Origin of the sequence: Cupriavidus sp. IK-TO18 (genome assembly GCF_015549295.1) — a bacterium.
Classification (GTDB): Bacteria; Pseudomonadota; Gammaproteobacteria; order Burkholderiales; family Burkholderiaceae; genus Cupriavidus; species Cupriavidus oxalaticus_A.
Genome location: NZ_JADGMP010000007.1, coordinates 113468 through 136301 on the forward strand (window position 1 = coordinate 113468; position 22834 = coordinate 136301).

A 22834-nucleotide genomic window follows, 5' to 3' on the forward strand; every position below is an offset into this window, starting at 1 on the left:
GGGAGGGCGCTGACGCTCCCCTGCCACCACTCCACATCTCGCGCAGGGCCACCATGGCAGATAATAACCGCGACGTTTCCCTCCAGGTTACTGCCACAACGGTCGGTGGCGAAGCAATCCGTAAGCTGGCAAACGACGTTCACGACCTGGCAAAGCAGGGCGGAGATGCCGCGCCTGAATTCCAGCGGCTCGCTGACGAGATCGACAAACTCGCTGGCCAGCGGGACGCGATCGACACGTTTATCGAACTGAAGGGTGCAGTCGACGCCCTGACAACGGACCAGCAGAAGGCGAAGGACGCCGCGGGCGCGCTCGGCAAGGAGCTGACAGACCTCTCCGCTACCACAGCGAAGTTCAAGGAATCCGAGCAGCAGGCGACGGCGGAGGTCCGCGTGGCGCAGCAGGATCTCGCCGCTAAGCGTGACGCACTGGCCCGGCTCAAGGTGACAACCGATGACGCCGCCAAGACCGAGGCCGAGTACAAACAGGCGGTGAAGGACGCGCAACTGGCCGTGCTCGATGCTCGCGCCTCGCTGAACGAGAAGCGCGCGGCGATGCAGGCAGCGCAGCAGGCGGCCCGTGATGCCGGCGAAGGTGAGAAGCAGCTGGCCGCGCAGTCGAAACTCGCCAACGCCGAGGCCTCTGCCGCCACGAAAGAACTCGCCCGCCGCACCGCCGCGCTGAACGAGTCGCGTGAGGCGCTGCAGTCCGCTGGCGTTGCTACGGAGGACATGACGCAGGCGCAGGGCACGCTCGGGCGCGCGTTCGCTGAGACGGTCGCTTCGATCGAGCAGCAGCAGGCTGCCGTGGTCGCGCTGCGGGCCAAGGAAGCAGCCGCTGCCGAGCGCAAGAAAGCCGCCCTGGCCGAAGAAGATCGCCTCACCAGCCTGCAGATCAATGCGAGGTACCGGCTAGGCGCCGCGGCGCGCGAGCAACTGGAGGCGGAGCGCCAGCAATATGCAGAATCGGCACGGCTCGCTAAGGAAGCAGCCGATCAAAAGATCGCCGCCGAGCAGGCGTACGCGTCGTTCCAAAAGAGTGCGGCACAAGCGCGCAGGCAGGTGGAGGAAGCATTCGCCGTAACCGGCGTGAAGTCGGCACAGGCTCTGCAGGCGGAAATCCGCCGGATCGACAGCGCGCTGATCACCCTGGCGAACGACACCTCGATCACGGGTGCGGAATTCGACCGGGCATTCGCGTCGGGGAAAAAGCGCATCCAAGATCTGGAGGAATCGCTGAACGGCACGGCCGAGGCCGCTACGAAGACCTCAGGGGCAAGCCGCCTCGTGTCGAGCGGCTTCGCGCAACTGACGGCAGCCTACGGCGGCCTCGAACTCGCCAAGAAATTTCTAGACGCGAACATCCAGCTCGAATCGCTGCGTCGCTCGCTCTCCATCACCACGGGCAGTACGCTGGAGGCCGCCCGACAGATCGAGTTCCTGCGTGATACTGCCAACCGTTCCGGCATTGCCGTGGGCGAGATCAGCGAGTCCTACAAGCGGTTCGCTGTCTCAATGCAGCAGGCCGGCATCTCGGCGCAGACCACCGAGTCGGTGTTCGCAGCGGTCACCCGTGCAACGGGCCTGATGGGACAGGGGAGCGAGCGCGCCTCCCTGGCACTGGAAGCCCTCTCGCAGATGGCGGGCAAGGGCACCGTGTCGATGGAAGAACTGCGGCAGCAACTCGGTGACAGTTTGCCTGGTGCGCTGAAGGTGGTTGCCGACGGCATGGGCCTATCGGTCAAGCAGCTTACCAAGATGACCGAGGCGGGCCAGATCATGGCCGCCGACATGCTGCCGGCTCTCGCTGATCAGCTCACGAAGACCCTCGCTAAGGGCACCGAGCAAGTCGACGGCTTCGGGGCCGCGTGGGCTCGTGCTAAGAACCTGATGACACTGGCGTCGACGACCATCGGCGATACCGGGGCGCTGACGGCGCTCACCACTGCCCTGCGAGCCGCCGGTGTTGTGGCCGGCTCAGTGGCGATGGGTGTTTCGACTACGCTCGACATCGTTTTCACGAGCATCAAGCAGCTCGCTACGCTGACGGCCGGCGTCGTACACGGTGACCTGAAAGGGGCAGTGAACGAGGCGGGCGTTCTGTTCGACCAGATGATCGATCGGCAGGCCAAACTCGGTCGCGCAATCGGAGAGATGGCGGGTGGCGGCGAACAAGCGGCTGCGGCGCAACGCAGCGTCGGCGTGGCGGCTCAGCAGGCAGGCTCTCAGGCGCAGGCTGCCGCCGGCGGGGTCAACGCTAACGCGCAGGCTCTCGGGGCTGCTGCCGCGGCTGCTACGGGCAATGCGCAGGCTCAACAGGGCGCCGGTTCCGCAGCCACTGCCGCCGGTACGCAGGCTGCCGGTGCTGCGCAAGGCTGGTATGCGATCCAGGCTGCGTACATCGACGTGAACAAGACTGCAGAGCAGAACACGCTGATCGCGGAGAAGCTGGCGCAGGCGAAGAAGCACGAAGGCGAGGCGTCCGTCCAACTGGCGCAGATCGGCGGCAATGAGATCGAGATGCGTCAGGCTGCTGTGCGCGCCGCGCAGGGTGACGAGCAGTCGCTGCGCACGCTCGCTGCCGCACGTCAGCAGGAGGTGATCTACCTGAAGGCGCAAGCCGAGTCCCTGATCCTCGCAGCCGGCGGGTCGGAGAAGTTGCGCGACGATCAGCGGGAGCAGATCAAGACGCTGAACGACCTGATCGAAAAGAAAACGGCCGAGGCTGAACGATCCAAGGTCGCCGCCGATCAGGCGCAGGTCGAGACGGTCGCACGCCACGCCGCTGCTGAAACGTACAAGGACAACGCCGCGCGCCTGGCGGAACTGAAGGTAGCTGCGGAGTCCGCTGCCGCCGAACTCGCCCGCATGCGGTCGCAGGAGGTCGACAACGCCGAGTCGCACGCCAACGTCGCTAGGGCTGCGCAGGATGCTGCTTACGCCGAAGGGCTGTACCGCGACGCGCTGTCCGACACCGCCGCGGCTGCCGAGCGCAAGATCGCTGTGCTGCGCCAGAACGCATCCGAGACGGACATCGCCAGCCGGGCCAGCCTCGCGTACCTGAAGACTCAGGAGCAAGAGGCGCAGATGTACGGGCGCACAGCCGAGGCGCAGGGGTACCAGATCCGGCAGAAGCAGGTGCAGATCCAGATGGTGCGCGACCACATCGCCGCCGTCGAGGCTGAGACGCGGCAGACCATCGCTGCGGCCGAGGCAGATCGCGCCGCCCTGGACGCCAGCGGCCGACTGAATCCGGCCAAGCAGCAGGAGATCGAGCTGCGCATCCGGAATGCGCAGGCCAAGTTGCGCGAGGCGCAAGCCGGCGAGCAGCAGATCCGCCAGTTGCAGAACGAGATCGACGCCATCCGCATGCGCAACGACGCCGTGCAAGAGGGTACCCGGCAGGTTGGGCAACCCGGGGGCGGTGCCGGTGGAGGCGGTGGCCGGATGTTGCAGGCATCGCAGAACGACGCCCTGATGAGCCTGGCGGACAAGCAGACACGCGGAACGCTCGGCTCGGATGACTTGAAGACGGCTCAGGCGGCATTCCAGGCGGCGGACTTTAACCGCCAGGTGATGGAGCAATACCGAGCACAGTTTTCGCTTGAGGGCGCGCGAAGTGTCGATACGGCCTACAAGCAGGCGCGGTCCATCCTCGAAACGGTCCAAGGGCTGCAGGCGAAGACGGACACCGGTGGTTCCCCGCGAGCCGCCGGCACCAAGACGGTCAACATCAACCTGAACGGGAAGAAAACCCCGGTCAATGTCGCATCAGACGCTGACGCAGCGAACCTGACGGGCGTGATGCGACAACTCGAATCCCTGCAAGGGAGGTCAAACGTATGAGCATCACCCTGGCGGTCGGCGCGACGACCGTGACCCTGGCTTCCGCCCTGTATTGGTCGGACGAAAACAACTGGTCGCCGGTCGAGCAAACGGCCGAGCGGACGATCACCGGAGCGCTGATCATCAGCGCCGCGCAGCGGATCGCCGGGCGTCCGATCACGCTGGAGACCGCAGATGACGACAGCGGATGGATGCACCGGGACGTGATCGACCAACTGCGAAATTGGGCCGCAGTCGCCGGACAGCAAATGACTCTTACACTCCGCGGGCAAGAGCGCACGGTGATCTGGCGACACCACGACGGGGGCGGCTTCGAGGCACACCCTGTCGTCCACTACGACGACGTTGTGGATACCGACAACTACCTCGCCACCCTGCGGCTTATGGAGATTTAACGAATGACCATTACCAGCAGCAACATCAAGCTGATGAAGTCAGAGGTGCTGCTCGACACTGACAACGGTGGCGGTCGCATCACGGCCAACGAGGTCGTCGACGGCGTCTCGAACAACCTTTTCCCTGACGTATCAGAACTGGACCGCGTGTACGGTCGCATTGGGCTGCGCAAGGCGTACCCGGCAATCGACGTGACCGGAACCGACACGTACTTGGGCTCGCACGCGATCATTCTGCAGGAGCCGGCCGACCCGAACGTATCGGTGACGCTGTTCAGCACCAAGAGCTGGACCGACGTGCGTACCGACGCCAAGAATCGCGTCGAGTCGTACCTGGCACGCGGCGTGAAGTGGCCGGGGCAGTTGCTGGAAACTCAACTGCAGGGTCAGCGCGCGATCCAGATCCTGCAGAAGCCTGCCGACGCGCTGCCGAAGGTCGGGCAGACGCTGGTTCTGATCCAGAACGAGGGGCTGTCGACCGAATTCTCGCAGTACGTTCGGATCACCAAGGTCGAGTCGCTGGTGCGCGAATTCACCGCCAGCAACGGCGTCAAGTGGCAGGGGCTGCTGGTTACCTGTACCATCGCCAACCCGCTGCTGTACGATTTCACCGGGCCGGTCGCCAGCCCTTACGACGACCAGAACGCGACCGCCAAGTGCCGCGACACCCGCGTGGCGAACGCTGCGGTCTACTACGGCATCGCCAAGATGGTCGACGACGCAAGCATCGGTGACATCCGCGTCATGGTGTCGTCGATCTTCAGCCAGCTGGTACCTAGCGCGCAGTCGCAGACCGCACTGGCCGACCTGAACGCCGCCGGCAACCTGGCGCCGATCATCGCCAGCGGCGCGACCGGCGTCGAGCAGGTTCGCGTGGCCAACGTGACCGGCTCGTACCCGCAGAAGATCTACTTCGGCACGGGCATGGTGCCGGGCAGCTTCCGCCCCAACGTTTCCGCGGTGTCCGACGATGGCACCGGGCAGGTGATCCTGAACGCGGTCGCCATCGGCACCATCGACTACGCGACCGGCACGTTCACGCTGACTACGTCGATGGGCACCACCGGTACCGTGAACTTCTATTTCAAGCCGGCAGCCGCGCCGACCAAGGTGTCGGAGACGGCGTCCATTGACGTGGACACGACCAACCGGGGCAACGTGTACACGATCACGCTGAACCCGCCGCCGAAGCCCAAAGCGCTGAAGGTCGCGTACATGGCGCAGGGCAACTGGTATGAACTGGTCGACACCGGCGGCGCCGGCAACCAGGGCGTGATCAGGGGCTCGGATGGCTCCATCGGCTCGGGCACGGTCAACTACATCACGGGCACCGTGGTGATGACGCTGGGCGCGCTGCCGGACGTGGGCAGCTCGGTGATGTTCTTCTGGTCGACGCCGGCCGAGTATTTCAACCGCGTGACCGCGACGGTGCAGGCTCCGCGCGTGCAGTTCCAGGTCGCCACCACCAGCACGCAGAAGTTGATCCTGTCGTCGGTGTCGGTGACCTGGCCCAAGACGGCCGGTGGCACGGCGACGGCGACATCGGATGCTAACGGCATCCTGTCCGGCGACGGCACCGGCTATGTGCGATGGCAGAACGGCTCGTTCCTGATCGAGATCGTGCCGACGCTGGTGCCCGCAATGGGCACGGTGTTCACTCTGGCGTACCAGCACTCGATCAAAAAGACCAAGACCTTCACGCACCCGCTGCGCGACGGCAACGGCAAGCTGAACTTGGCGCTGGACGACACCAACATCGTCGCCGGCTCGCTGCGCGTCAACTGGAACGTGCTGATCAACGACTACTCGGTGATCTCGGGCGTACCGGCCGCGATGCAGTACATCGAGATCGACCCGACGGTCAACACCAAGGACGACAGCTCGGGCAACCTGGTACTGCCGTCGAGCACGACCGGCAACGGCGCGACTGTGGCGGCTGCGGCGGTCAACTACAGCGCCGGCACGCTGTCGTTCAACCCGGACCGCACCATCAGCATCCCTCAGCCGAACTACCAGTCGACGCTGATCGGCTACCAGAAGGGTGCAAACGGCTGGCCCGACCGCAACGACCCGGTGTACCGCAACACGCTGACCGGGATCTCGTACTACAACGCCGCCGCGCTGTTCCCGAACGACGAGACCGGTGTAGTCGATGTCGAGTACCGCGCGTCCGACACGCCGGACAGCAACACGCAGACGTACACCTGGAGCGAGATGAAGTTCGACCTGACCCGTCAGTTCGACGAACCCATCGTGCCGGGCAGCGTGATGTTCACCTGGGGTGGAAAGGTCTATTTCGACCGCACCGGCTACCTTTTCACCGACTTGGACCAGGCCACCGGCGCGGCGACGCAGGTTGGCACGGTCAACTACGCGACCGGCGACTGTACGCTGACTAGTTGGGCCACCGGCGCGTCGAACGCCATCGCCATGCAGTCGCTGCTGACCACGATTAACGGTCAGCCGACCGACTACGTGGTGTTCCGCGTGCCGGCCGCGCCGGTGGTGCCGGGCTCGCTGCAGATGCGCGTGACACCGCTGGCTGGTGCGCCGTACTCGGTGACCGCCGACTCAAACGGCACGATCACCTCGGCGGGTAAGTGCTTCGGCAGCATCGACTACGCCACGGGCGTGGTGAAGGTCCGCTTCGGCGACATGGTGACCGCCGCCGGCAACGAGGCAGCCATCTGGTACAACGCAGCCGCCGTGCAGACCGACGGCAAGATTTTCAAGCCGCTGCCGGTTTTCGCTGATCAAATTCTGTTCAACGCGGTTGCATATACGTACTTGCCCCTGGATTCGACGATCCTCGGCCTGGACCCGGTGCGACTGCCGCAGGACGGCCGGGTCCCGATCTTCCGCTCGGGCGATGTGGTGGTGGTCCATCACACGGCTAAGCAGGCTGTCCCACCTTCGTCGGGCCTCGCGGTCGATGTCGGACGGGTGCGTGTCGCAGCGATGCGCGTGATCGACTCGTCGAACCCGCCAGTGGTGATGAACCCGAGCATGTACGCGACCAACCTGGACGCCGGCACGCTGACGTTCAACGGTACGGTATCGACATCGGGCATGGTTGGGACGATCTACGTTGAGAACCGGATCGAGGACATGAGCTTGCTGTCCGACGTGCAGATCACCGGGCAGCTGACGCTGATGCGACAACTGACGCACACCTACCCGGCGGACGAGTCGCGCGTCAGCTCGGCACTGATCATGGGCGATCTGCAAGCGCGTCGCTCTCTTTCGTTCACGCAGACGACGTGGGCAAGTGTGTTCGCCGACACAGTGTCCGGCGGCAGCCCGGCGTCGACCTACAACTTCACGACCTACCCGCTGGTGGTCACAGATAAGAGCTGCATCCAGGAGCGATGGGCCATCGTGTTCACCGACACGATCAACTTCCGCGTGATCGGTGAGAGCGTCGGTCAGATCGCCGTGGGCAGCGTCAACTCCGACTGCTCGCCGACGAACCCGAGCACTGGGCAACCGTTCTTCACACTGGCGGCGCTGGGCTGGGGCGGAGGCTGGGCAGCTGGTAATGTGCTGCGGTTCAATACGGCCGCCGCCAACTACCCGCTGTGGCTTGCGCGCACGGTGCTGCAGTCGGTGCCGTCGGGTCAGTCCGACAGCTTCCGCGTGCAGATTCGCGGCGACATTGACGCATAAGGACGAAGATGGGCACGCCAACCTCGGTTAAGAACTACAACAGCCTGTCGGCCTCGGCGCCGGTGCTGCATGGCAACCCCGGCTCGATGATCACGCTGCTCGATGCCGTTCTGGTCAACGGCTACGGCCAGAAGACGCTCGACGCGCTGATCGTCGCCAGCAATGTCGCCACCTGCACGGTGTCGGCCGGCCACGGCTTCAGCAGCAACCAGGTGGTGACCGTGGCCGGCGCCACGCCGTCCGGACTCAACGGCGACGTGCGCATCACCGTACTGTCGGCGACGGTGTTCCGCTTCGCCACGACCGGCATCAGCGACCAGACCGCGACCGGCACCATCACCGCCAAGATCGCGCCGCTGGGTTGGACCAAGCCGTTCTCGGGCACGAACCTGGCCGCGTACAAGCCCAGCGATCCACAGGCCACCGGCATGATCCTGCGGGTCGATGACACCGGGATATTGACCGCGCGCCATTCGCGCGTGTTTGCGGTCGAGTCGATGACCGACATCAACACGTACACCAGCATGATCCCGACCACGGCCCAGCAGAGTGGGGGCATGTGGTGGGGCAAGTCCGCGTCGCTCGATACCACCGCGCGCGCGTGGTTCATCATCGGCGACGAGCGCTGCTTCTACATCGGGATGGCGCCGCACCCGACCAACCCGATCAACGGCAACCAGATCTATTTCGCCGGTGACATCCTGCCGATGGGGTCGACGGATCAGTATCACTTCCTGATCAGTGGGGCGACCAGCGACATTACCTCGTATGGTTCCGGTGTGATCACGAACTGCATGAGTTCCGGCGGTGCCGGCGGCCTGAACTCCGGCTACCTGGCTCGATTCAACTCGCAGTTGGGTGGGTCGGTGACCGCCAACCGGGCCGGCCTGATGTTTGGGTGGGGCTCGGCCTACTCCGGCGATTCCGGGTACTCCGCCAGCGCGCTGCCGACCTTCCCGAACCCCACCGACGGTGCGGTGATGGTAACGCCGGTCGTGATCCTGGAGGCGACCGGCACGAACAAGGGGCTGCGCGGCTGGTGCCCCGGCATGTATCACATGCCAGTGGCCGGGTCGAACACCGCCTACAACCACCTCGATCCGGTGACCGGCGTCGATACGCTGCCCGGCAAGACCTTCGTGGCGATGCGCACCGGCAACCCGGCGCAGGTCCAGTACGCCGGCATCACGTTGTTCGATCTGTTCGGCCCGTGGCGCTAAGGAGAGGATGACATGGCAGTTAAACTGTATAGCAGCTACGCCGGAGGCGGCGGCCACCCGGTCCTGTCGGGCACCGCCGGTGCGCTGATCGCACTGCTCGACGCGGTGCTGATCAACGGCTATGGGCTGAAGACCGTCGACTCGATTGTGGTCGCCAGCAGCGTGGCCACGATGACGATCAACTCCGGGCACAGCTTCGAGGTTGGCAACACCGCGCTGATCGCCGGCGCGACGCCCAGCGGGCTGAATGGCGAGAAGAAGATCCTGACGGTCTCCAGCTCGCAGGTGACGTTCGACGCCACCGGCATCAGCGATGGGACCGCGACCGGAACGATCACCGCCAAGGTCAGCCCGCTGGGCTGGTTGAAGCCGTTCTCGGGCACCAACCTGGCCGCGTACACGTCGGCCGACTCCGGCTCCTACGGCATGTATCTGCGCGTCGACGATACCGGTACGCTGGACGCCAGGGTGGTCGGCTACGAGGCCATGACCGACGTGAACACCGGCACCGGCGCGTTCCCGACCGGCACGCAGCTCAGTGGCGGCATGTACGCCGGCAAGTCCTCGCTAGCCAACAGCACCTCGCGCAACTGGGTGCTGGTCGGTGACGAGCGATTCTTCTACCTGTGGGTGGAATGCAACGTCGCCTCCGCTGGACTGATGTGGGCCTTTGGTGACCTGGTGAGCTACACCTCGACCGACCTGTGGTGCGCGACGCTGAGCGCGCAGGGCTCGTCGCAGGTGGCCTACGCCGGGCAGTGGAGCACCGAGTGCGTCTCGTACTCGGCCAACGCCGCCCAGCCGTACATGCCGCGCGCCGCGTATGGCCAGCCGGGCTCGGTCAAGACTTCGCGCGTGGGCGGGATGATGTGGAACACCGGCGGGGCGTCCGGAGCCGCCGGCTATACGTCCAACATGCTGAAGTTCCCGAACAGCACCGACAACGCGGTGATGGTGACCCACGTCCACATGGCGATGTCCGGCTCCGGACTGCGGGGCCGCTACCCGGGACTGTTCCACTGCCCGCAGGACCTGACCGGGTCTGGGTACAACCACCGCGACCGATTGCCCAGCATGACGGACGCACCGGGTCGGGTCGGTCTGATGATGCGACATGGCGGCCCCGCCTTCGGCGTCGGCGCGAACACGGTGATCGACATCACCGGACCCTGGCGCTAAGAGGCGGATATGGATACCAATCAAGACTCCCTGACTGCGCTGCTGCACTTCGACGGCAGCAACGGCGGCACGACCATCGCCGACGGGTCGAAGATTGCGCTGGGCGCGGTCTGTGTCGGCACCGCCGCGCTGAGCACCACGCAGTTCAAGTACGGCACAGCGTCGCTGAAGACCGGCAGCGCCAACGGCAACTACCTGAAGCTGTCGGGCGGGCAGGCGTACAACTTCGGCAGCGGTGACTTCACCGTCGAAGCCTGGGTGTGGCCGGTGTCGCAGGGCTCCGACTACGGCGCGATCTTCGGGCGCTGGGACGACACCGTGTCCGCCAACAAGGACTGGCTGGTGTGGCGCGCCGCCGATGGCTCGGTCAACGTGTCGGTCAACGGCTCGCAGGTGGTGACCGGCGCGGCCGGCGATTTGCCGACCGGCGCGTTCGCGCATGTGGCGCTGACCCGGTCGGGCACCACGCTGCAGGTCTGGGTCGGCGGCGTCGCCAAGGGTAGCGGCACGCTGTCCGGCGCAATCAATTGCGCGCGGGCGCAGTTCGCTGCGCTGGGCCAGTCTAACTTCGGCGGCGGCTCTACCTACCTGGAGGCGTACTACGACGACTTCCGCGTCAGTGTGGGGTTGGCGCGCTATACCGGCGCCTTCACGCCGTCGACGGCTGCGTTCGAGGACTACTGGAACATTGTGCTGCTGTGCCACTTCGACCGGGCGTACACCACGCTGTACTGGCGGGATTCGTCGCGCTATGCGCGGCAGTTGACCGGTTCTAGCGGCACCCCGCCGGCCCAGAGCAGCGCCCAATCGAAATTCGGCGGCAACTCGGTGTTCTTCAGCGGAGCCGCCGCCTACATTACGGCCCCCGACGCGCCGGAACTGGCCTTGGGCGCGAACGACTTCTGTATCGAGGGCTGGTTCTACCCGACCTCTGTCGCTGGCGGCACCGCACTGCTGATCGAGAAGTACAACGGCGGCGCGGGGGTGCCATTCCGTATCTTGCGGGTGGCGAACCAGCTTCAGGCGCAGCTTTCGACCAACGGGTCGTCCTACACGCAGAACATCGGGCCAGTGGGCACCCTAACCACCAATATGTGGTATCACGTCGCGCTGGTGCGGCAGGGCACGACCATTACCTTGTACCTGAATGGCGTCTCACTGGGGACAGCGTCGATTGGGGCAGGGGTGGCCCTCTGGCCTACCACCTTCCCCCTGTATTTCGGCGGCGAACCTTCGGCGTGGTATTACGCCGGCTATCTGGACGAGTGGCGCATTGTTACCGGGTCGTCGGTCTACACCGGTGCGTTCACGCCGCCACCGGCTGCGTTCTCTGATCCGGGTCTGACGGACGGCGGGGCTTGCGTGCTGCGCGGCGTACGCCTTCGGGGCGCGCTGGGGCGGTTGGTGCCGGTCGCTAACCGGCAGGCGCCGACGATTCCGTATGGCTACGGCAAGCTGCGTGACGTGACCTGGGGCGGAACCGCCAGTGTGTCCGGCCAGGTGACGGTCAACAACATCGCCGCGCAGCGTCGGGTGCATCTGGTCGACCTGAAGTCGCTGACCGTGATCCGCGCCGCCTGGTCGGACGCCAGCGGCAACTACAGCTTCCCGAACATCGACGGCAGCCGCAAGTACCTAGTGCTGGGCCGAGACTACACGCAGACCTACAACGCGGTGGTGCAGGACAACATCACGCCGGTGGAGACCGCGATCCCGCCGTACCGGGCGGCCCGCCGCAAGCTACGCTTTGTCGCAGGCGGCACCGGGCTCGGCGCCAGCTACCCCGCACTGATCCGCGTGGCCGAGGGCGGCTTAGGCACGCTGAGCGCGCTGGCGCTCACGGCGGCAGACCTGACGGCCCCGGTACGCTACATGCCGCGCGCCCGCGACGACGTGGCCGACATCATCTTCACCGACACGGCGGGCAACCAGCTGGACTTCTGGCAGGAGTCGACCACCGGCACCGCGCCGGACCGCGTGGCGTATTACTGGGTCAAGCTGCCGGGCGATCTCGACGCCGGACCGGTCGACATCTACGTGCGTTACAACACCGGCGAGACGCTGACCAAGACCAGCAACGGGGCGGCGCTGTTCCCGACGCTGTTCGACGACTTTGCGACCTACGACACCGGCAAGTGGGCCGCGTCGGGTGGCTCGACGCCTGGCGCTTCCGGCAGCCTGCTATCCGTCAGCGCCAACGGCTCGCTGGGACATGTGATGAGCGTGGGCACCTACGCTGCCGGGCTGGAGGTGATAGCGAATCAAGCCGTGATCCCGACCAACACGTTCACCGGCTTCTCGTCGGGCAAGTTCGGCTTCTGCGATGGTACGACCAACGTGGCCAACGCCATTGCGATGTTCGACAATCCAGGTGATTTCCAGGCCGGCTCGCGCCTGGCGATCAACCAGGAGGTGACCAGCAGCGCCAACGGTCGTTTCACGCCGAGGCTGACCTCGGGACGGTTGGCGCTGGGCCGCGCGACCGATGGCTCGGTGTCGCTCTCGGTCAACGGCGCGCAGGTGATGACCCGCACCGGCGCCTCGACGGCCAACGCCAAGGTGATCATCGCCAGCACCTACACCTCGGGCGTGTCGCAGCAGCTGGATTGGGTGCTGGCGCGTAAGTACATTCCGAGCGGGCCGCCCGTGATGGTGCAATTTCCGGAGGAATTCCTGTGACGCTCGCCCTCTCCACCGCCGTGATCAACGACCGGCTGCAGGCGCTGACCCGGGCCATCGACGGGGGCTCCGGCCCCGGCTTGCTGCGGATCTACGATGGCACGCGCCCGGCCACCGGTGCCGCCATCACGACCCAGCAGAAGCTGGTCGAGCAGCCGTTCGCCGACCCGTCGACGGGCAGTATCTCGGGCACCACGCTGACGCTGGCACTGGGCGCGTCGGTGCTGGCCAGTAAGACCGGCAACGCCAGTTGGGCTCGGATCGTCGCCAGCGACGGCACCTTCGTCGCAGACATGGACGCGGGCGCTTCAGGGAGCGGCAGGGAAGTAGAATTGTCGGCAGGCGGTACCCCGACCACCCAACTCTATGAAGGCGGCGTAGTCGCTATCTCCCTGGCGACGCTGGTAGAAGCGTGAGCAACGTAGATCTCGACTTCCACAAGGCTTACACGCCTCCCGCCGGAAACGCGGTAAACCTCAACTTCTCGCTCAACCCCGACGGTGTGATCACCAACGGGGTTGTGGCTATGCACGTCAGTCCGCCGACGCTGCAGATCGCTGCCGACGCCGCACCCGCCACGCCTGTTGCCGGCACCTGCGTGATGACGTTGCACACGGTGCAGGCTGTTCACCTGCAAGCGAACTACGACAACAGTGTGTTCCGGGGTCCGAGCACGACCCCCGGCAGCGCCTGGCAGACCGCTGCGCCGAACCGTTCAACCGCGGGCGACGCCTTCCAGCAGTCCGCCAACCAGCGCGCTGCGCATCAGGACACATGGCAGCCGGCCTCGCCGACGACCTCGGTGGTAAGGTCGAGATTCGAGCAGGCGGCCACCGCACGAGCGCGAACCGGCGAACGATGGCAGGAGGCGGCCCGCGCCGAGTCGATTCTGTTCTCGCGCTTCGAGTACGGCATCCGACTTCGCGCCGCGCCGGTCGACATGTGGCAGACCGCGCAGTTCAAGCGCCGCAGCATCACCGAGGGCGGTCAGGACGGCATCCGGACGCGCAAGGAAAGCAGACTGCCGTGGCAAGCAACGCAGCGCGCCACGCGCAGCTTCCGTAGCCTGTTCGGCAAGGCGGTGAAGACCCACGTCACCCCGCGCCTACCATGGCAGGAGGCGCACCAGGCGTACTGGGCGCCGGGCGAGGTGCCGCCGGTCGATCCGCCGGTCACGCCGCCATACGACGGCACCGGCAAACCGCTGAACTTCATCTGCCCGTGGCTGGACTACTCCGGCGACGACATCCGTCTGAACTTTGCGATCCACCCGTGCCCGGAAGACCCGGTGGAGCCGGGCGACACAATCATCGTACCCGTCAAGAGGGTCTACATCGTGCTGAACACCACCTCTCTGCGCCGCGTCGACGGCAACGTGATGATCCCCACCTTCTCGATGTCGCTGAGCATCGACGCCGATACCTGGACATGGGGCTTCAATGCTTCGCTGCCGGCGGAAACTCTCGACGCCATTGAGCCGGGCTCGGACGGCACGCCGGTTGAACTCGAAGCGATGATCAATGGCACCGCGTACCGCGTACTGGCGGAAAAGATCGGCCGTGATCGCACGTTCGGGCGCGCGGCTATCCGAGTGAGCGGCAAGGGCAAGTCCGGGCTCCTGGACGCACCGTATGCGCCCGTCCAGAACTACAACAACTCGTCGGCCGCGCGCACCGCGCAGCAACTGATGAACGACGCGCTGACCGTCAACGGGGCAAGCATCGGCTGGACCGTCAACTGGCAGGCTACTGATTGGCTGGTGCCGGCGGGCGCCTGGTCGCATCAGGGTTCCTACATCTCCGCACTGAACGCGATTGCTGGTGCGGCCGGCGCATACATCCAACCGCACCCGAGCCTGAAGACGCTGAACGTGCTGTCCAGGTACCCGACCGCGCCGTGGAACTGGGGCTCTCAGGTACCCGACTTCGAGCTGCCGGCTGCCGTGACCACGCGCGAGGGAATCGAGTGGCTGGAGCGCCCGCGCTACAACCGCGTGTTCGTGTCGGGTCAGGGGCAGGGCGTGCTCGGCCAGGTTACGCGCACCGGCACTGCTGGCGACAGCGTTGCGCCGATGATCACCGACGCGCTCATCACGCATGCGGACGCAGCTCGGCAGCGCGGGCTGGCCGTGCTCGGCGACACTGGTCGACAAGCTCACCTCTCGCTGCGCCTTCCGGTGCTGGAGGAAACCGGCGTGATCCAGCCGGGCGAGTTCGTTCGGTATGTCGACGGCGGCGTGACGCGCATCGGCATCGTGCGCAGCACCAGCGTCGACGTGAGCAACCCGGAAGTGTGGCAAACCATCGGAGTGGAAACCCATGTCGCTGCTGCGTAATCCCTACCAAGTCCTGCGCGGCCTGCTGCCGGACGCGCCGCTCCAGGTGGGCACGATCGTGTCGATCACGGGCGGTGTGGCATCCATCCAACTGCCCGGCGGTGGCGTGGCGCAGGCCCGCGGCGAAGCGGCTGTCAGCGACCGCGTGTTCTTCCGCGATGGCGTGATCGAGGGTCCGGCGCCAACGCTGTCCATCGTCCTGATCGACGTATAGGCGCAATCCATCCGCAGGCGGCGTTCTGCCGCCCACCATACGGTGTCCACCTGGACAACTTTTCAGGAGGACGTCGATGTTCAGCGCAATCGTTTCATTCCTCGGCGGCTCCGCATTCCGGCTGATTTGGGAACAGATCAGCCAGATGTGGTCCGCCCACCAAGAGCAGAAGCACGAGCTGGAGCGCATGCGACTGCAGGGCGAGCTTGACGCCGCAGCGCACGAGCGCAACCAGGCGGCGATCAAACTGCAGGCCGAGTTGGGCGTGAAGACCATCGCCGTGCAGGCCGAAGCGGATCTCTCACGCCTCGATGCCGCGACGTTCGGCCAGGCTGTCGCCGAATCCATGAAGCCGTCGGGCATTGCACTGGTCGACACCTGGAACGGCATCGTGCGGCCGGCAGCAGCAACCATCGCGCTCATGCTGTGGTGCGTGGCGCTGAACGCGCAGGGCTTCAAGATGACCGAGTGGGACCGCGAACTGGTCGGCGTGATCCTCGGCTTCTTCTTCGCCGTGCGCGTGCTGTCGGCGCGGAGCAAGGTATGACACCCGCCGAGTTTCGCGCGCTGGCGGTCCAGGTCGCTGCGGCGCTGGCCAGGCGCTTCGAGGGGCTGTACCTGTGCCCCTATCTGTGCCCGTCCGGCGTACCGACGATCGGCTACGGGGCGACCAGGTATTTGGACGGTCGCGCGGTGACACTGAAAGACCCGCCCATCACCCGGGTGGTCGCGGAGGTGATGCTGCTCGACCAGGTGCGCACCGTCTATCTGCCGTGGGTACTGAAGCTGTGTCCGGGTATCGACACGCCCGAACGTCTGGCAGCGATTGTCGACTGGACGTTCAACCTCGGGGCCGGCAACCTGAAGGCGAGCACGCTGCGCAAGCGGATCAAAGCGAAGCGATGGGCGGACGTGCCCGCCGAGATGCGGAAGTGGAACCGCGGTGGCGGGCGCGTGCTGCGCGGTCTGGTGCTGCGGCGCGAAGCGGAGGCGGCGCTAATATAGGAGTGGCTAAGTTCTCATTGAAACGTTGCTAAACGAGGTGACAATTTTTGTCACTCATCGCACAGACGGGGTGACAAATTTTGTCACCTCTACGACCGCGCGGGGGTGACAAAATTTGTCACTCACCTCTGTGTTGGCGGCCGCACTGACAAAAATTGTCACTTCACCCCTGCTTTTAACTCATTCTAGGTAGCTGGCACACCTCCTGCTCTATGGTTCCGCAGCAGCAAATTCGCTGCGTAAATCAAAATTCTTGGGGGTCAACTCATGCTGAACAAAGCGCGGATGGGAAAACGGGTACAAAAAGGCTTCACGCTGATCGAACTGATGATCGTGGTCGCGATCATCGGTATCCTGGCGGCTATTGCGATTCCGCAATATCAGGACTACACGATTCGCGCCCGCTTGTCGAAGGTGACAGGGGCGGTCGAGCCGCTGAAGACGGCGGTGGCCGAGTATGTCCAATTCAACGGTGGTGACCCCTCCGCGCTTACGGCCAGCAATTGGACCGGGGCACAAACCGCGGGCGGCCTGGGTCTTACCGCTGCACCGACCGCGACAAATGAAATCGCGTCTTATGCCCTCACGGCCGCGACGGGTGCCATTGTTGTGACGCTTGCCAACACCATCGGTACCTGTGGCAACGGCAAGACGATTACGTTCACGCCGGCTCCCAATGCGGGCAGTAACGTTATGACGTGGACTGTCACGACGAACGCTACTGCAGCACCGTGCACCACGGAAGTCGCCAAGTGGGTTTAATTTGATAGACAGCGCTCCCCGAGAGCGCTGTCGTCTTTTGCCAAGCGAATTTCTCAGGTATCGCTCGGCGCACTTTGTTATTCAAACATGGGGTGTCAGTCATCATGAAAAAAACGCAGATGGGATTCAAGCGGGTACAAAAAGGCTTCACGCTGATCGAACTGATGATCGTGGTCGCGATCATCGGTATCCTGGCGGCTATTGCGATTCCGCAGTATCAGGACTACACGATTCGCGCCCGCTTGGCGAAGGTAACAGTGGCAGTCGAGCCGCTGAAGACGGCGGTGGCCGAGTATGTCCAGTTTAACGGCGGCAACCCGGCGGCGATTACGGCCAGCAATTGGACCGGGGCACAAACCGCGGGCGGCCTGGGTCTTACCGCTGCACCGACCGCGACAAATGAAATCGCGTCTTATGCCCTCACGGCCGCGACGGGTGCCATTGTTGTGACGCTTGCCAACACCATCGGTACCTGTGGCAACGGCAAGACGATTACGTTCACGCCGGCTCCCAATGCGGGCAGTAACGTTATGACGTGGACTGTCACGACCAACGCTACTGCAGCACCGTGCACCACGGAAATCGCCAAGTGGGTTTAATTTGAGGCTCACTTTTGATGGAAGCGCCCCTAAGGGGCGCTTTTTCCATTTTAAGTTCGGCAGCGATGATTCGACGCAATCTCAATGCACGTCGCTCAATATCGCCGTAGGATGTAAGCCTTAGGGCGTAGCGGGTTTGTTAGAGACGCATCGTGTAGATGGCGTCACTTTAATTGTTGGAGAGTAAAGGTTGTCGCTGCCAAGTACATCGGAACTTATCGCCTCACTGGATGAGGAACTGGTGGATCTGCTTTATGAGCGTCTGAAGTTGGCCGCCGATCTGCCGCCTCTGGAGACGCCGGATGAAGTGGCGCGGGAGGTGTTGCGCATGCGCAACCTGGCGGCAATCTATCGCGTGCCGCCGGATCTCGGTGAGACGATGGCGCTTGCGCTAATAGAGGCGCGCAAGCAGTGGAAGGGCGCGTAAACGCAAAAGGCCCGCCATTGCACCACATCACTCTTCGAGGGGTCATGTAGTACGGCGAGCCGCCGACGAATCGGCACGACGATTATTCCGTGCCTCCAGGACCTTCGTCAAGATCAACATCCGCGCCAATGTCGCGCATGCGCGTCAACAAGCGATCCATCTTTACGTCGGCCGCGCTAGCGCGAATTCAGGTGTAGGCGAAGGTAACGCCTTTGACCCAATGCTTGTTTCCGAACTGGTCAATGAGCGCGATGTCTGCGCGGAACGGCTTGGTCTTCACTCTGCAGGGCGGCTGAATCCAGAAGTCGCAGGATACTTCGGAGATATGGCGGACGGGGATGGAAAACCTGCCATACATTACACGGTCGTGTGCTTGGGTGGCCGCCGCCCCTGACACCGTCTTGCGCAGAAGGCGCCCGTGCCGAAGCTGCGCGGCCACGAGCAGCACGTCGTACTGAGAGACGTTCGTCGCGGACAAATGGGCGACGATTTGCATGGCGGGTGCTCCGCTCATGCTGCCCATGTGCCACCAGAACGGTGCGTGTCGGTGGCCCGCTTGGACAATCACGGTGCGCTTCGGGATCGGGATCGTTCCAGTCTGCGCCGGCTTCTTGCCGGCTAGGTTGCCCAACCAACGGAACGCGCGGCCGAACCAGCCGAACACGGTCCCGAGCACGCCGACAATAGATACCAGGATGCCGACAGCGATCTGCGCGTCGCTCAGCGAAAAAGAAGGTAGCGTCACGCGTCTGACCCGCTTAGATCAACATCCGCGCCGATGTCGCGCATGCGCGCCAGCACGCGCTCCATCTCAGCGTCTGACAGAGCCAAGCGTGCGGCGCCGAAGAATAGCATCTGCGGAGCCATCTCCCGCGGCTGGGCGCCGCCGGTGTACTTACGCCACTGCTGGCCGCCAGCGACGCCAAACAGTTCCGCCATCTGCTCGCCGGTCCGGCCGAGTTCGTCTTTCAGCCGTTGCAGGTCCGTGGTGCTGGGAGGGGTATAGCGCATAGAAGAAACCCGCCTTGCGGCGGGCCTTGGATCAGTTGAGGAACAGCTTCGCGAAACCCATCGCTGCCACGATCAAGCCAGTGGCATACACCACCGGCAGCCAGCGGTGCTCGCGGTTCAGCTTGGAGGCTTCGGCGTTGAGCTTCATCGTCTCAGCCATCAGCTTGCCGATTTCCGCTTCGGTCTTCAGGATGTCCAAGGTCTTTTCCATTCGTGTCGTCCTTTCGGGATGTCGGGCGGCGCGGTGCGCTACCTCTGAGACGTATATTAGCACCAAAGGGGCTAATATCAAAGACTTTTCGTAGACCTTTTTGAGCAAGCGGGACTGTCTTGACGTAGTGGCTTTGTGATCCATCCGCCCTTGGCATAGTAGAAGTGGTAAGTGCGGTATGCGTTTCAGTAAGATTAGCCCAGGCTGTCGCGGCCTGCGCGTGCCCGCCGCTTTGCAATACGGCCTTTGGCCTCAGCCTTCATTTTGCCCAGCTGCACCTCATGCTCAGGCGTCCGCACTTCCCCGCGCCAGCCGCGCGTTCCAGGCGCCTTGCTTCCATAGTCGCCTTCAAGCGCCTCGACCACGCAGGGCTCGCCTTCCAAGTGTTGGAGCCAAGTGCGCCAGTGTCCCTCATTGCTGGAGGGCAACTGCAAGGCTATCTGGTACGAGTGAAGGACTTGTCTCCGCAGGCGAGCTATTTCCCAGAGAAGGTCCTTCACGTCCTGATTGCGCACGCGAAGGCCGATGTCGCGCAGCTCCTCGTCTGTGAGGGCTGGCAGATCCACGGGGAGCTCTTTGTTGGGCATGGCGTCAGCGCAGAGAAAAACGGACGGTGGTGTCATTCAGCGCAGCCCACGTGCCGACGGCGAGCCGCACCAGTAGGCCGTCCGACCAGTAGGAGACGTAGTCCGGCCGCCAGGTCAGCGTCTTCAGGTGCCTGGTCTCCAGCCCGGTCACGACCAGGCCGCCGGCCGTCGCCGCGATCGCGTCGCACGGTAGCCGCAGTTCTTCGCTGTCCTCGCCGAAGTAGTGGGCTTCGAGAAAAATGGTGGTGGCCGACATTGGCGCTAGCGGTTCTCTGGCTCGGCGCGGTAGGCCGACCAGTAGTAGTGGGAATACCGGCCGTGCCTGGCCCGCTTCTTCTCGATGAACAACCGGACCGTCCCGGCGTGCCCGGCCTCTACTATCACCTCATGGCGGTCTGTCGCCTCGCGCGTGGCCCTGCCAAGCGTCCCGATGGCGGCCGCAATGTACTGGCCGTGGATCTGCCCGAGAATGCCGTTCTCAGCGGCGGCGGGCGCGGCGTCCGAGAGATCCGAAGAGAGGTGGCAGCTCGCGGCCAGTTTGCTGTTGCCCATGGCGCCGGTTCAGTTGACTCGATTCCAAGCGTCCTGAATTGCTCCAAAGGTCAGTGGCAACACGTCGCTACCGGTAAAGTCGGCAGGGGTGTCGTCCTTCGGGTAGCCCAGCATTGGCGATGCCCTCAGCATGCGCAATAGGTTGGACGGGTGCTTGCCGGTCTGGGCAACCTCTCGTATTACCTCGTCCTCGATCTGGTGGATCAAGTTCCACGTCAGGATGCCGGCGCTGCGGTGCTTGGCGACGATGGCCGGGGTGGCTGCAACGATGGACGATTCAGCTGCTTCGAAGGGGGGCATGGTATGCGGTGAAGTACTGTATGGATGTACAGTATAGCGCAGCCAATGAGGACCGCTACAAGGCGTCAAAATTTTCCCACTGCCGCCCTGTAACCCGCATAACTAGAGGGTGGCACTTCTCGCTGCTGTGGGAAAATTAGAAAACCTGTGTGTTGATTCTTAAAGGGAAACGTGACTTTCGCGGCCGGATTGTGATTCCTGTCGTCGTGGGTTCGAGTCCCATCAGCCACCCCAAAAATTCTTTGCAAAACAGCCGCTTACAAAAGCGGCTGTTTTGCTTTCTGGACATCCATACAGTGGTCTGTTCCCGCCATATTCCCACGGTGGGAATAGCCTTCCAATCTCGCCCCGGTCTCATGTTACTTTTTCGTAACAATGAGGAGAGAACATGGTGGGCGCGAAGGACTGGCAGAAGCTCGAGCACTTGGTCGCGGAAATTCAAGCGCGGTTGGCGCCTGGTGCGTAGGTCACGCACAACGCTAAGTTCCCGGGCTATGAATCGGAGACGCTCCGCCTTGACGCTGCACGGCTCTAGAGTGCCTTGCGTCTGACCATTTTGCTCCGGTCGTGGTCGTAGACCCGCGCTGTAATTGCTGGGTAGGCGTGTAGATCGGGCAGGGTACCGCGCTCGGATTTATGCGTCCCTGTGTTGCGGGGTTGTCTCGATGATATTTCGCGGGTCCGGTCAGGCGGTGTACGGCCGCGGTTGGACTGTGGCCGCGACGTAGAGCGGATGCCTTGGACTGCCGTCATGGTTGAGTCCGAGGTGGTAAAGCAGGTTGCCGCGGCCGCACATGCGGACGATTCGCAGCACTTCCGCCGCACGCGCCGGTGCCGCTCTGTGCGATCCCCACGCGCAGATGACCGTCGAGCAGCCATCGATTGCATCCATGACAGCGCCGTCGTTGCGACCCGGCGGATCTCCGAGCGGATCCGGATGACTCAGCAGGCCATCCGGATCCGTCGATCGCAGTGGGAACAGGTTGACGACTTCGAGCCGGCCATACTTGCCGGCCAGCGCGCGCTGCAGGCACCTGGTGATGGTCGGGTCGCTGACGTGGTGGTCGGCCGTCGACGGGTTCAGCATGATGAAGCCGAGCGCTGGGCGGTTGTCGTCCCAGGCGCGCCAGAGGCGGTACCGGTACTGCTCGCAATCCGACAGGATGCATCCGCCCTCACCGTCCAGCGTGGTCTCGACAGTCGTTTCACAGCGGTTCCTGGGGGATTTGATCATGCTACGATCCTGAGACATTAGAAGTGGAGGCTGCCATGGAAGATGAGCTTTTTGCCACGGACACGCATGTGGCCCGGATAGCGGTTATGGAGACCGCTCCTGGACGGTTCAGAGGGTATGTGTATATCCGCCGTTTGGAAGAAGAGCCGGATGCAGAAGTGCCACACCAAACCGTGGAGGATTTCCCAACTAGAGATGAGGCGAAGGAAGCTGCGACATACCTGGCCACCAGGACGCTGAAAGAACTCGAGTTTTAAGTCTGTCGCTCGACCCTCCTGAACCCCACCACACACACCGACGGATCGGGCGGGCGTCCCGCGCGCCGGCGCCGGTGATCGGGTCCGGCGAAGAGGGGATCCAGGACCAGTTCCTCCTCGACGTCGCCATCAACCCCGATGGCTGTGGCGATGCACGCCATGAACGATCATTAACGGGACACGATTTCTTACAACTGGGGGAGTCGCCCGTCGGTATTCTTGCGGCAAATTCGCCAACCGCAAACGCAGGTCACCATGAAACCCCCTCTCGTGCTCACCGTAGCTACGGCAGCACTTCTCACCGGCTGTGCTGTCGCTCCCTACGATGACGGCTACTACCACGGCGGATACTCGCG

Annotated in this window: 23 protein-coding genes; 15 read left to right on the forward strand and 8 right to left on the reverse strand. The window is 64.0% G+C overall.

Going from position 1 to position 22834, the window contains the following annotated elements; all coding sequences use genetic code 11:
• The first annotated feature begins 53 nt into the window (after positions 1-53).
• From IPF36_RS05815 to IPF36_RS05880, 14 genes are all read left to right on the forward strand, one after another.
• Complete coding sequence (locus tag IPF36_RS05815) at positions 54-3845, forward strand: tape measure protein (protein WP_195427554.1); 3792 nt, start codon at positions 54-56, stop codon at positions 3843-3845.
• Complete coding sequence (locus IPF36_RS05820) at positions 3842-4240, forward strand: hypothetical protein (RefSeq protein ID WP_195427555.1); 399 nt, start codon at positions 3842-3844, stop codon at positions 4238-4240. The genes IPF36_RS05815 and IPF36_RS05820 overlap by 4 nt, the downstream gene beginning before the upstream one ends.
• A gap of 3 nt (positions 4241-4243) precedes the next feature.
• Positions 4244-7906 carry a hypothetical protein gene (locus IPF36_RS05825; protein WP_195427556.1) on the forward strand — a complete coding sequence of 1221 codons (3663 nt, stop codon included), beginning with the start codon at positions 4244-4246 and terminating at the stop codon, positions 7904-7906.
• An 8-nt stretch (positions 7907-7914) separates the two neighbouring features.
• Positions 7915-9126: a hypothetical protein gene (locus IPF36_RS05830; protein WP_195427557.1), complete on the forward strand. Its 1212-nt coding sequence runs from the start codon at positions 7915-7917 to the stop codon at positions 9124-9126.
• Between the two features lie 12 nt (positions 9127-9138).
• Positions 9139-10305 carry a hypothetical protein gene (locus IPF36_RS05835; RefSeq protein ID WP_195427558.1) on the forward strand — a complete coding sequence of 389 codons (1167 nt, stop codon included), beginning with the start codon at positions 9139-9141 and terminating at the stop codon, positions 10303-10305.
• Positions 10306-10314: 9 nt separating this feature from the next.
• On the forward strand, positions 10315-12984 hold the full coding sequence (locus IPF36_RS05840) for a DUF2341 domain-containing protein (protein ID WP_195427559.1): 2670 nt from the start codon (positions 10315-10317) through the stop codon (positions 12982-12984).
• Positions 12981-13400 carry a hypothetical protein gene (locus IPF36_RS05845; protein ID WP_195427560.1) on the forward strand — a complete coding sequence of 140 codons (420 nt, stop codon included), beginning with the start codon at positions 12981-12983 and terminating at the stop codon, positions 13398-13400. Before IPF36_RS05840 ends, IPF36_RS05845 begins: the two co-directional genes overlap by 4 nt.
• The gene (locus tag IPF36_RS05850; protein WP_195427561.1) at positions 13397-15319 is read left to right on the forward strand and encodes a hypothetical protein; all 1923 of its coding nucleotides are present in this window, start codon (positions 13397-13399) and stop codon (positions 15317-15319) included. The genes IPF36_RS05845 and IPF36_RS05850 overlap by 4 nt, the downstream gene beginning before the upstream one ends.
• A complete protein-coding gene (locus IPF36_RS05855) occupies positions 15303-15533 on the forward strand; it encodes a hypothetical protein (protein ID WP_368671119.1) in 231 nt (76 codons plus the stop codon). The genes IPF36_RS05850 and IPF36_RS05855 overlap by 17 nt, the downstream gene beginning before the upstream one ends.
• Positions 15534-15609: 76 nt before the next feature.
• Entirely contained in the window at positions 15610-16080 is a 471-nt protein-coding gene (locus IPF36_RS05860; RefSeq protein WP_195427562.1) for a hypothetical protein, read from the forward strand.
• Positions 16077-16538 (forward strand): lysozyme, encoded by a 462-nt coding sequence (locus IPF36_RS05865; protein ID WP_195427563.1) that lies wholly within the window; start codon positions 16077-16079, stop codon positions 16536-16538. The genes IPF36_RS05860 and IPF36_RS05865 overlap by 4 nt, the downstream gene beginning before the upstream one ends.
• A gap of 267 nt (positions 16539-16805) precedes the next feature.
• Positions 16806-17300 carry a pilin gene (locus IPF36_RS05870; protein ID WP_304524021.1) on the forward strand — a complete coding sequence of 165 codons (495 nt, stop codon included), beginning with the start codon at positions 16806-16808 and terminating at the stop codon, positions 17298-17300.
• A 104-nt stretch (positions 17301-17404) separates the two neighbouring features.
• Positions 17405-17899 carry a pilin gene (locus IPF36_RS05875; RefSeq protein ID WP_304524022.1) on the forward strand — a complete coding sequence of 165 codons (495 nt, stop codon included), beginning with the start codon at positions 17405-17407 and terminating at the stop codon, positions 17897-17899.
• 190 nt (positions 17900-18089) lie between these two features.
• A complete protein-coding gene (locus tag IPF36_RS05880; protein ID WP_195427564.1) occupies positions 18090-18326 on the forward strand; it encodes a hypothetical protein in 237 nt (78 codons plus the stop codon).
• A gap of 187 nt (positions 18327-18513) precedes the next feature.
• On the opposite strand, the gene IPF36_RS05885 is transcribed toward IPF36_RS05880, so the two are convergent.
• The 8 genes from IPF36_RS05885 to IPF36_RS05920 all read right to left on the reverse strand — a co-directional run bounded on the left by IPF36_RS05885 (position 18514) and on the right by IPF36_RS05920 (position 22221).
• On the reverse strand, positions 18514-19071 hold the full coding sequence (locus IPF36_RS05885; RefSeq protein WP_195427565.1) for a hypothetical protein: 558 nt from the start codon (positions 19069-19071) through the stop codon (positions 18514-18516).
• Complete coding sequence (locus IPF36_RS05890; RefSeq protein ID WP_195427566.1) at positions 19068-19337, reverse strand: hypothetical protein; 270 nt, start codon at positions 19335-19337, stop codon at positions 19068-19070. The genes IPF36_RS05885 and IPF36_RS05890 overlap by 4 nt, the downstream gene beginning before the upstream one ends.
• 31 nt (positions 19338-19368) lie before the next feature.
• Positions 19369-19548, reverse strand: coding sequence for a hypothetical protein (locus IPF36_RS05895; RefSeq protein WP_195427567.1), 180 nt, complete (start codon positions 19546-19548; stop codon positions 19369-19371).
• Positions 19549-19742: 194 nt separating this feature from the next.
• Positions 19743-20135 (reverse strand): hypothetical protein, encoded by a 393-nt coding sequence (locus tag IPF36_RS05900; RefSeq protein ID WP_195427568.1) that lies wholly within the window; start codon positions 20133-20135, stop codon positions 19743-19745.
• Between the two features lie 4 nt (positions 20136-20139).
• Entirely contained in the window at positions 20140-20391 is a 252-nt protein-coding gene (locus tag IPF36_RS05905; protein ID WP_195427569.1) for a hypothetical protein, read from the reverse strand.
• A gap of 5 nt (positions 20392-20396) precedes the next feature.
• Positions 20397-20687, reverse strand: a complete 291-nt coding sequence (locus IPF36_RS05910; RefSeq protein ID WP_195427570.1) for a hypothetical protein — start codon at positions 20685-20687, stop codon at positions 20397-20399.
• Positions 20688-20696: 9 nt separating this feature from the next.
• The gene (locus IPF36_RS05915) at positions 20697-20987 is read right to left on the reverse strand and encodes a DUF2471 domain-containing protein (protein ID WP_195427571.1); all 291 of its coding nucleotides are present in this window, start codon (positions 20985-20987) and stop codon (positions 20697-20699) included.
• 685 nt (positions 20988-21672) lie between these two features.
• Positions 21673-22221 (reverse strand): DUF1643 domain-containing protein, encoded by a 549-nt coding sequence (locus IPF36_RS05920; protein ID WP_195427572.1) that lies wholly within the window; start codon positions 22219-22221, stop codon positions 21673-21675.
• Positions 22222-22256: 35 nt separating this feature from the next.
• Between IPF36_RS05920 and IPF36_RS05925 the strand changes: the two genes are divergently transcribed.
• Complete coding sequence (locus IPF36_RS05925) at positions 22257-22478, forward strand: hypothetical protein (protein WP_133096470.1); 222 nt, start codon at positions 22257-22259, stop codon at positions 22476-22478.
• Positions 22479-22834: the final 356 nt, after the last annotated feature.

Bases quoted from the DNA above. Each gene is read 5' to 3' on its own strand.
- IPF36_RS05815 (WP_195427554.1), top strand. From the start codon at position 54: ATGGCAGATAATAACCGCGACGTTTCCCTCCAGGTTACTGCCACAACG.
- IPF36_RS05820 (WP_195427555.1), top strand. From the start codon at position 3,842: ATGAGCATCACCCTGGCGGTCGGCGCGACGACCGTGACCCTGGCTTCC.
- IPF36_RS05825 (WP_195427556.1), top strand. From the start codon at position 4,244: ATGACCATTACCAGCAGCAACATCAAGCTGATGAAGTCAGAGGTGCTG.
- IPF36_RS05830 (WP_195427557.1), top strand. From the start codon at position 7,915: ATGGGCACGCCAACCTCGGTTAAGAACTACAACAGCCTGTCGGCCTCG.
- IPF36_RS05835 (WP_195427558.1), top strand. From the start codon at position 9,139: ATGGCAGTTAAACTGTATAGCAGCTACGCCGGAGGCGGCGGCCACCCG.
- IPF36_RS05840 (WP_195427559.1), top strand. From the start codon at position 10,315: ATGGATACCAATCAAGACTCCCTGACTGCGCTGCTGCACTTCGACGGC.
- IPF36_RS05855 (WP_368671119.1), top strand. From the start codon at position 15,303: ATGTCGCTGCTGCGTAATCCCTACCAAGTCCTGCGCGGCCTGCTGCCG.
- IPF36_RS05860 (WP_195427562.1), top strand. From the start codon at position 15,610: ATGTTCAGCGCAATCGTTTCATTCCTCGGCGGCTCCGCATTCCGGCTG.
- IPF36_RS05865 (WP_195427563.1), top strand. From the start codon at position 16,077: ATGACACCCGCCGAGTTTCGCGCGCTGGCGGTCCAGGTCGCTGCGGCG.
- IPF36_RS05870 (WP_304524021.1), top strand. From the start codon at position 16,806: ATGCTGAACAAAGCGCGGATGGGAAAACGGGTACAAAAAGGCTTCACG.
- IPF36_RS05875 (WP_304524022.1), top strand. From the start codon at position 17,405: ATGAAAAAAACGCAGATGGGATTCAAGCGGGTACAAAAAGGCTTCACG.
- IPF36_RS05890 (WP_195427566.1), bottom strand. From the start codon at position 19,337: ATGCGCTATACCCCTCCCAGCACCACGGACCTGCAACGGCTGAAAGAC.
- IPF36_RS05895 (WP_195427567.1), bottom strand. From the start codon at position 19,548: ATGGAAAAGACCTTGGACATCCTGAAGACCGAAGCGGAAATCGGCAAG.
- IPF36_RS05900 (WP_195427568.1), bottom strand. From the start codon at position 20,135: ATGCCCAACAAAGAGCTCCCCGTGGATCTGCCAGCCCTCACAGACGAG.
- IPF36_RS05905 (WP_195427569.1), bottom strand. From the start codon at position 20,391: ATGTCGGCCACCACCATTTTTCTCGAAGCCCACTACTTCGGCGAGGAC.
- IPF36_RS05910 (WP_195427570.1), bottom strand. From the start codon at position 20,687: ATGGGCAACAGCAAACTGGCCGCGAGCTGCCACCTCTCTTCGGATCTC.
- IPF36_RS05915 (WP_195427571.1), bottom strand. From the start codon at position 20,987: ATGCCCCCCTTCGAAGCAGCTGAATCGTCCATCGTTGCAGCCACCCCG.
- IPF36_RS05920 (WP_195427572.1), bottom strand. From the start codon at position 22,221: ATGATCAAATCCCCCAGGAACCGCTGTGAAACGACTGTCGAGACCACG.
- IPF36_RS05925 (WP_133096470.1), top strand. From the start codon at position 22,257: ATGGAAGATGAGCTTTTTGCCACGGACACGCATGTGGCCCGGATAGCG.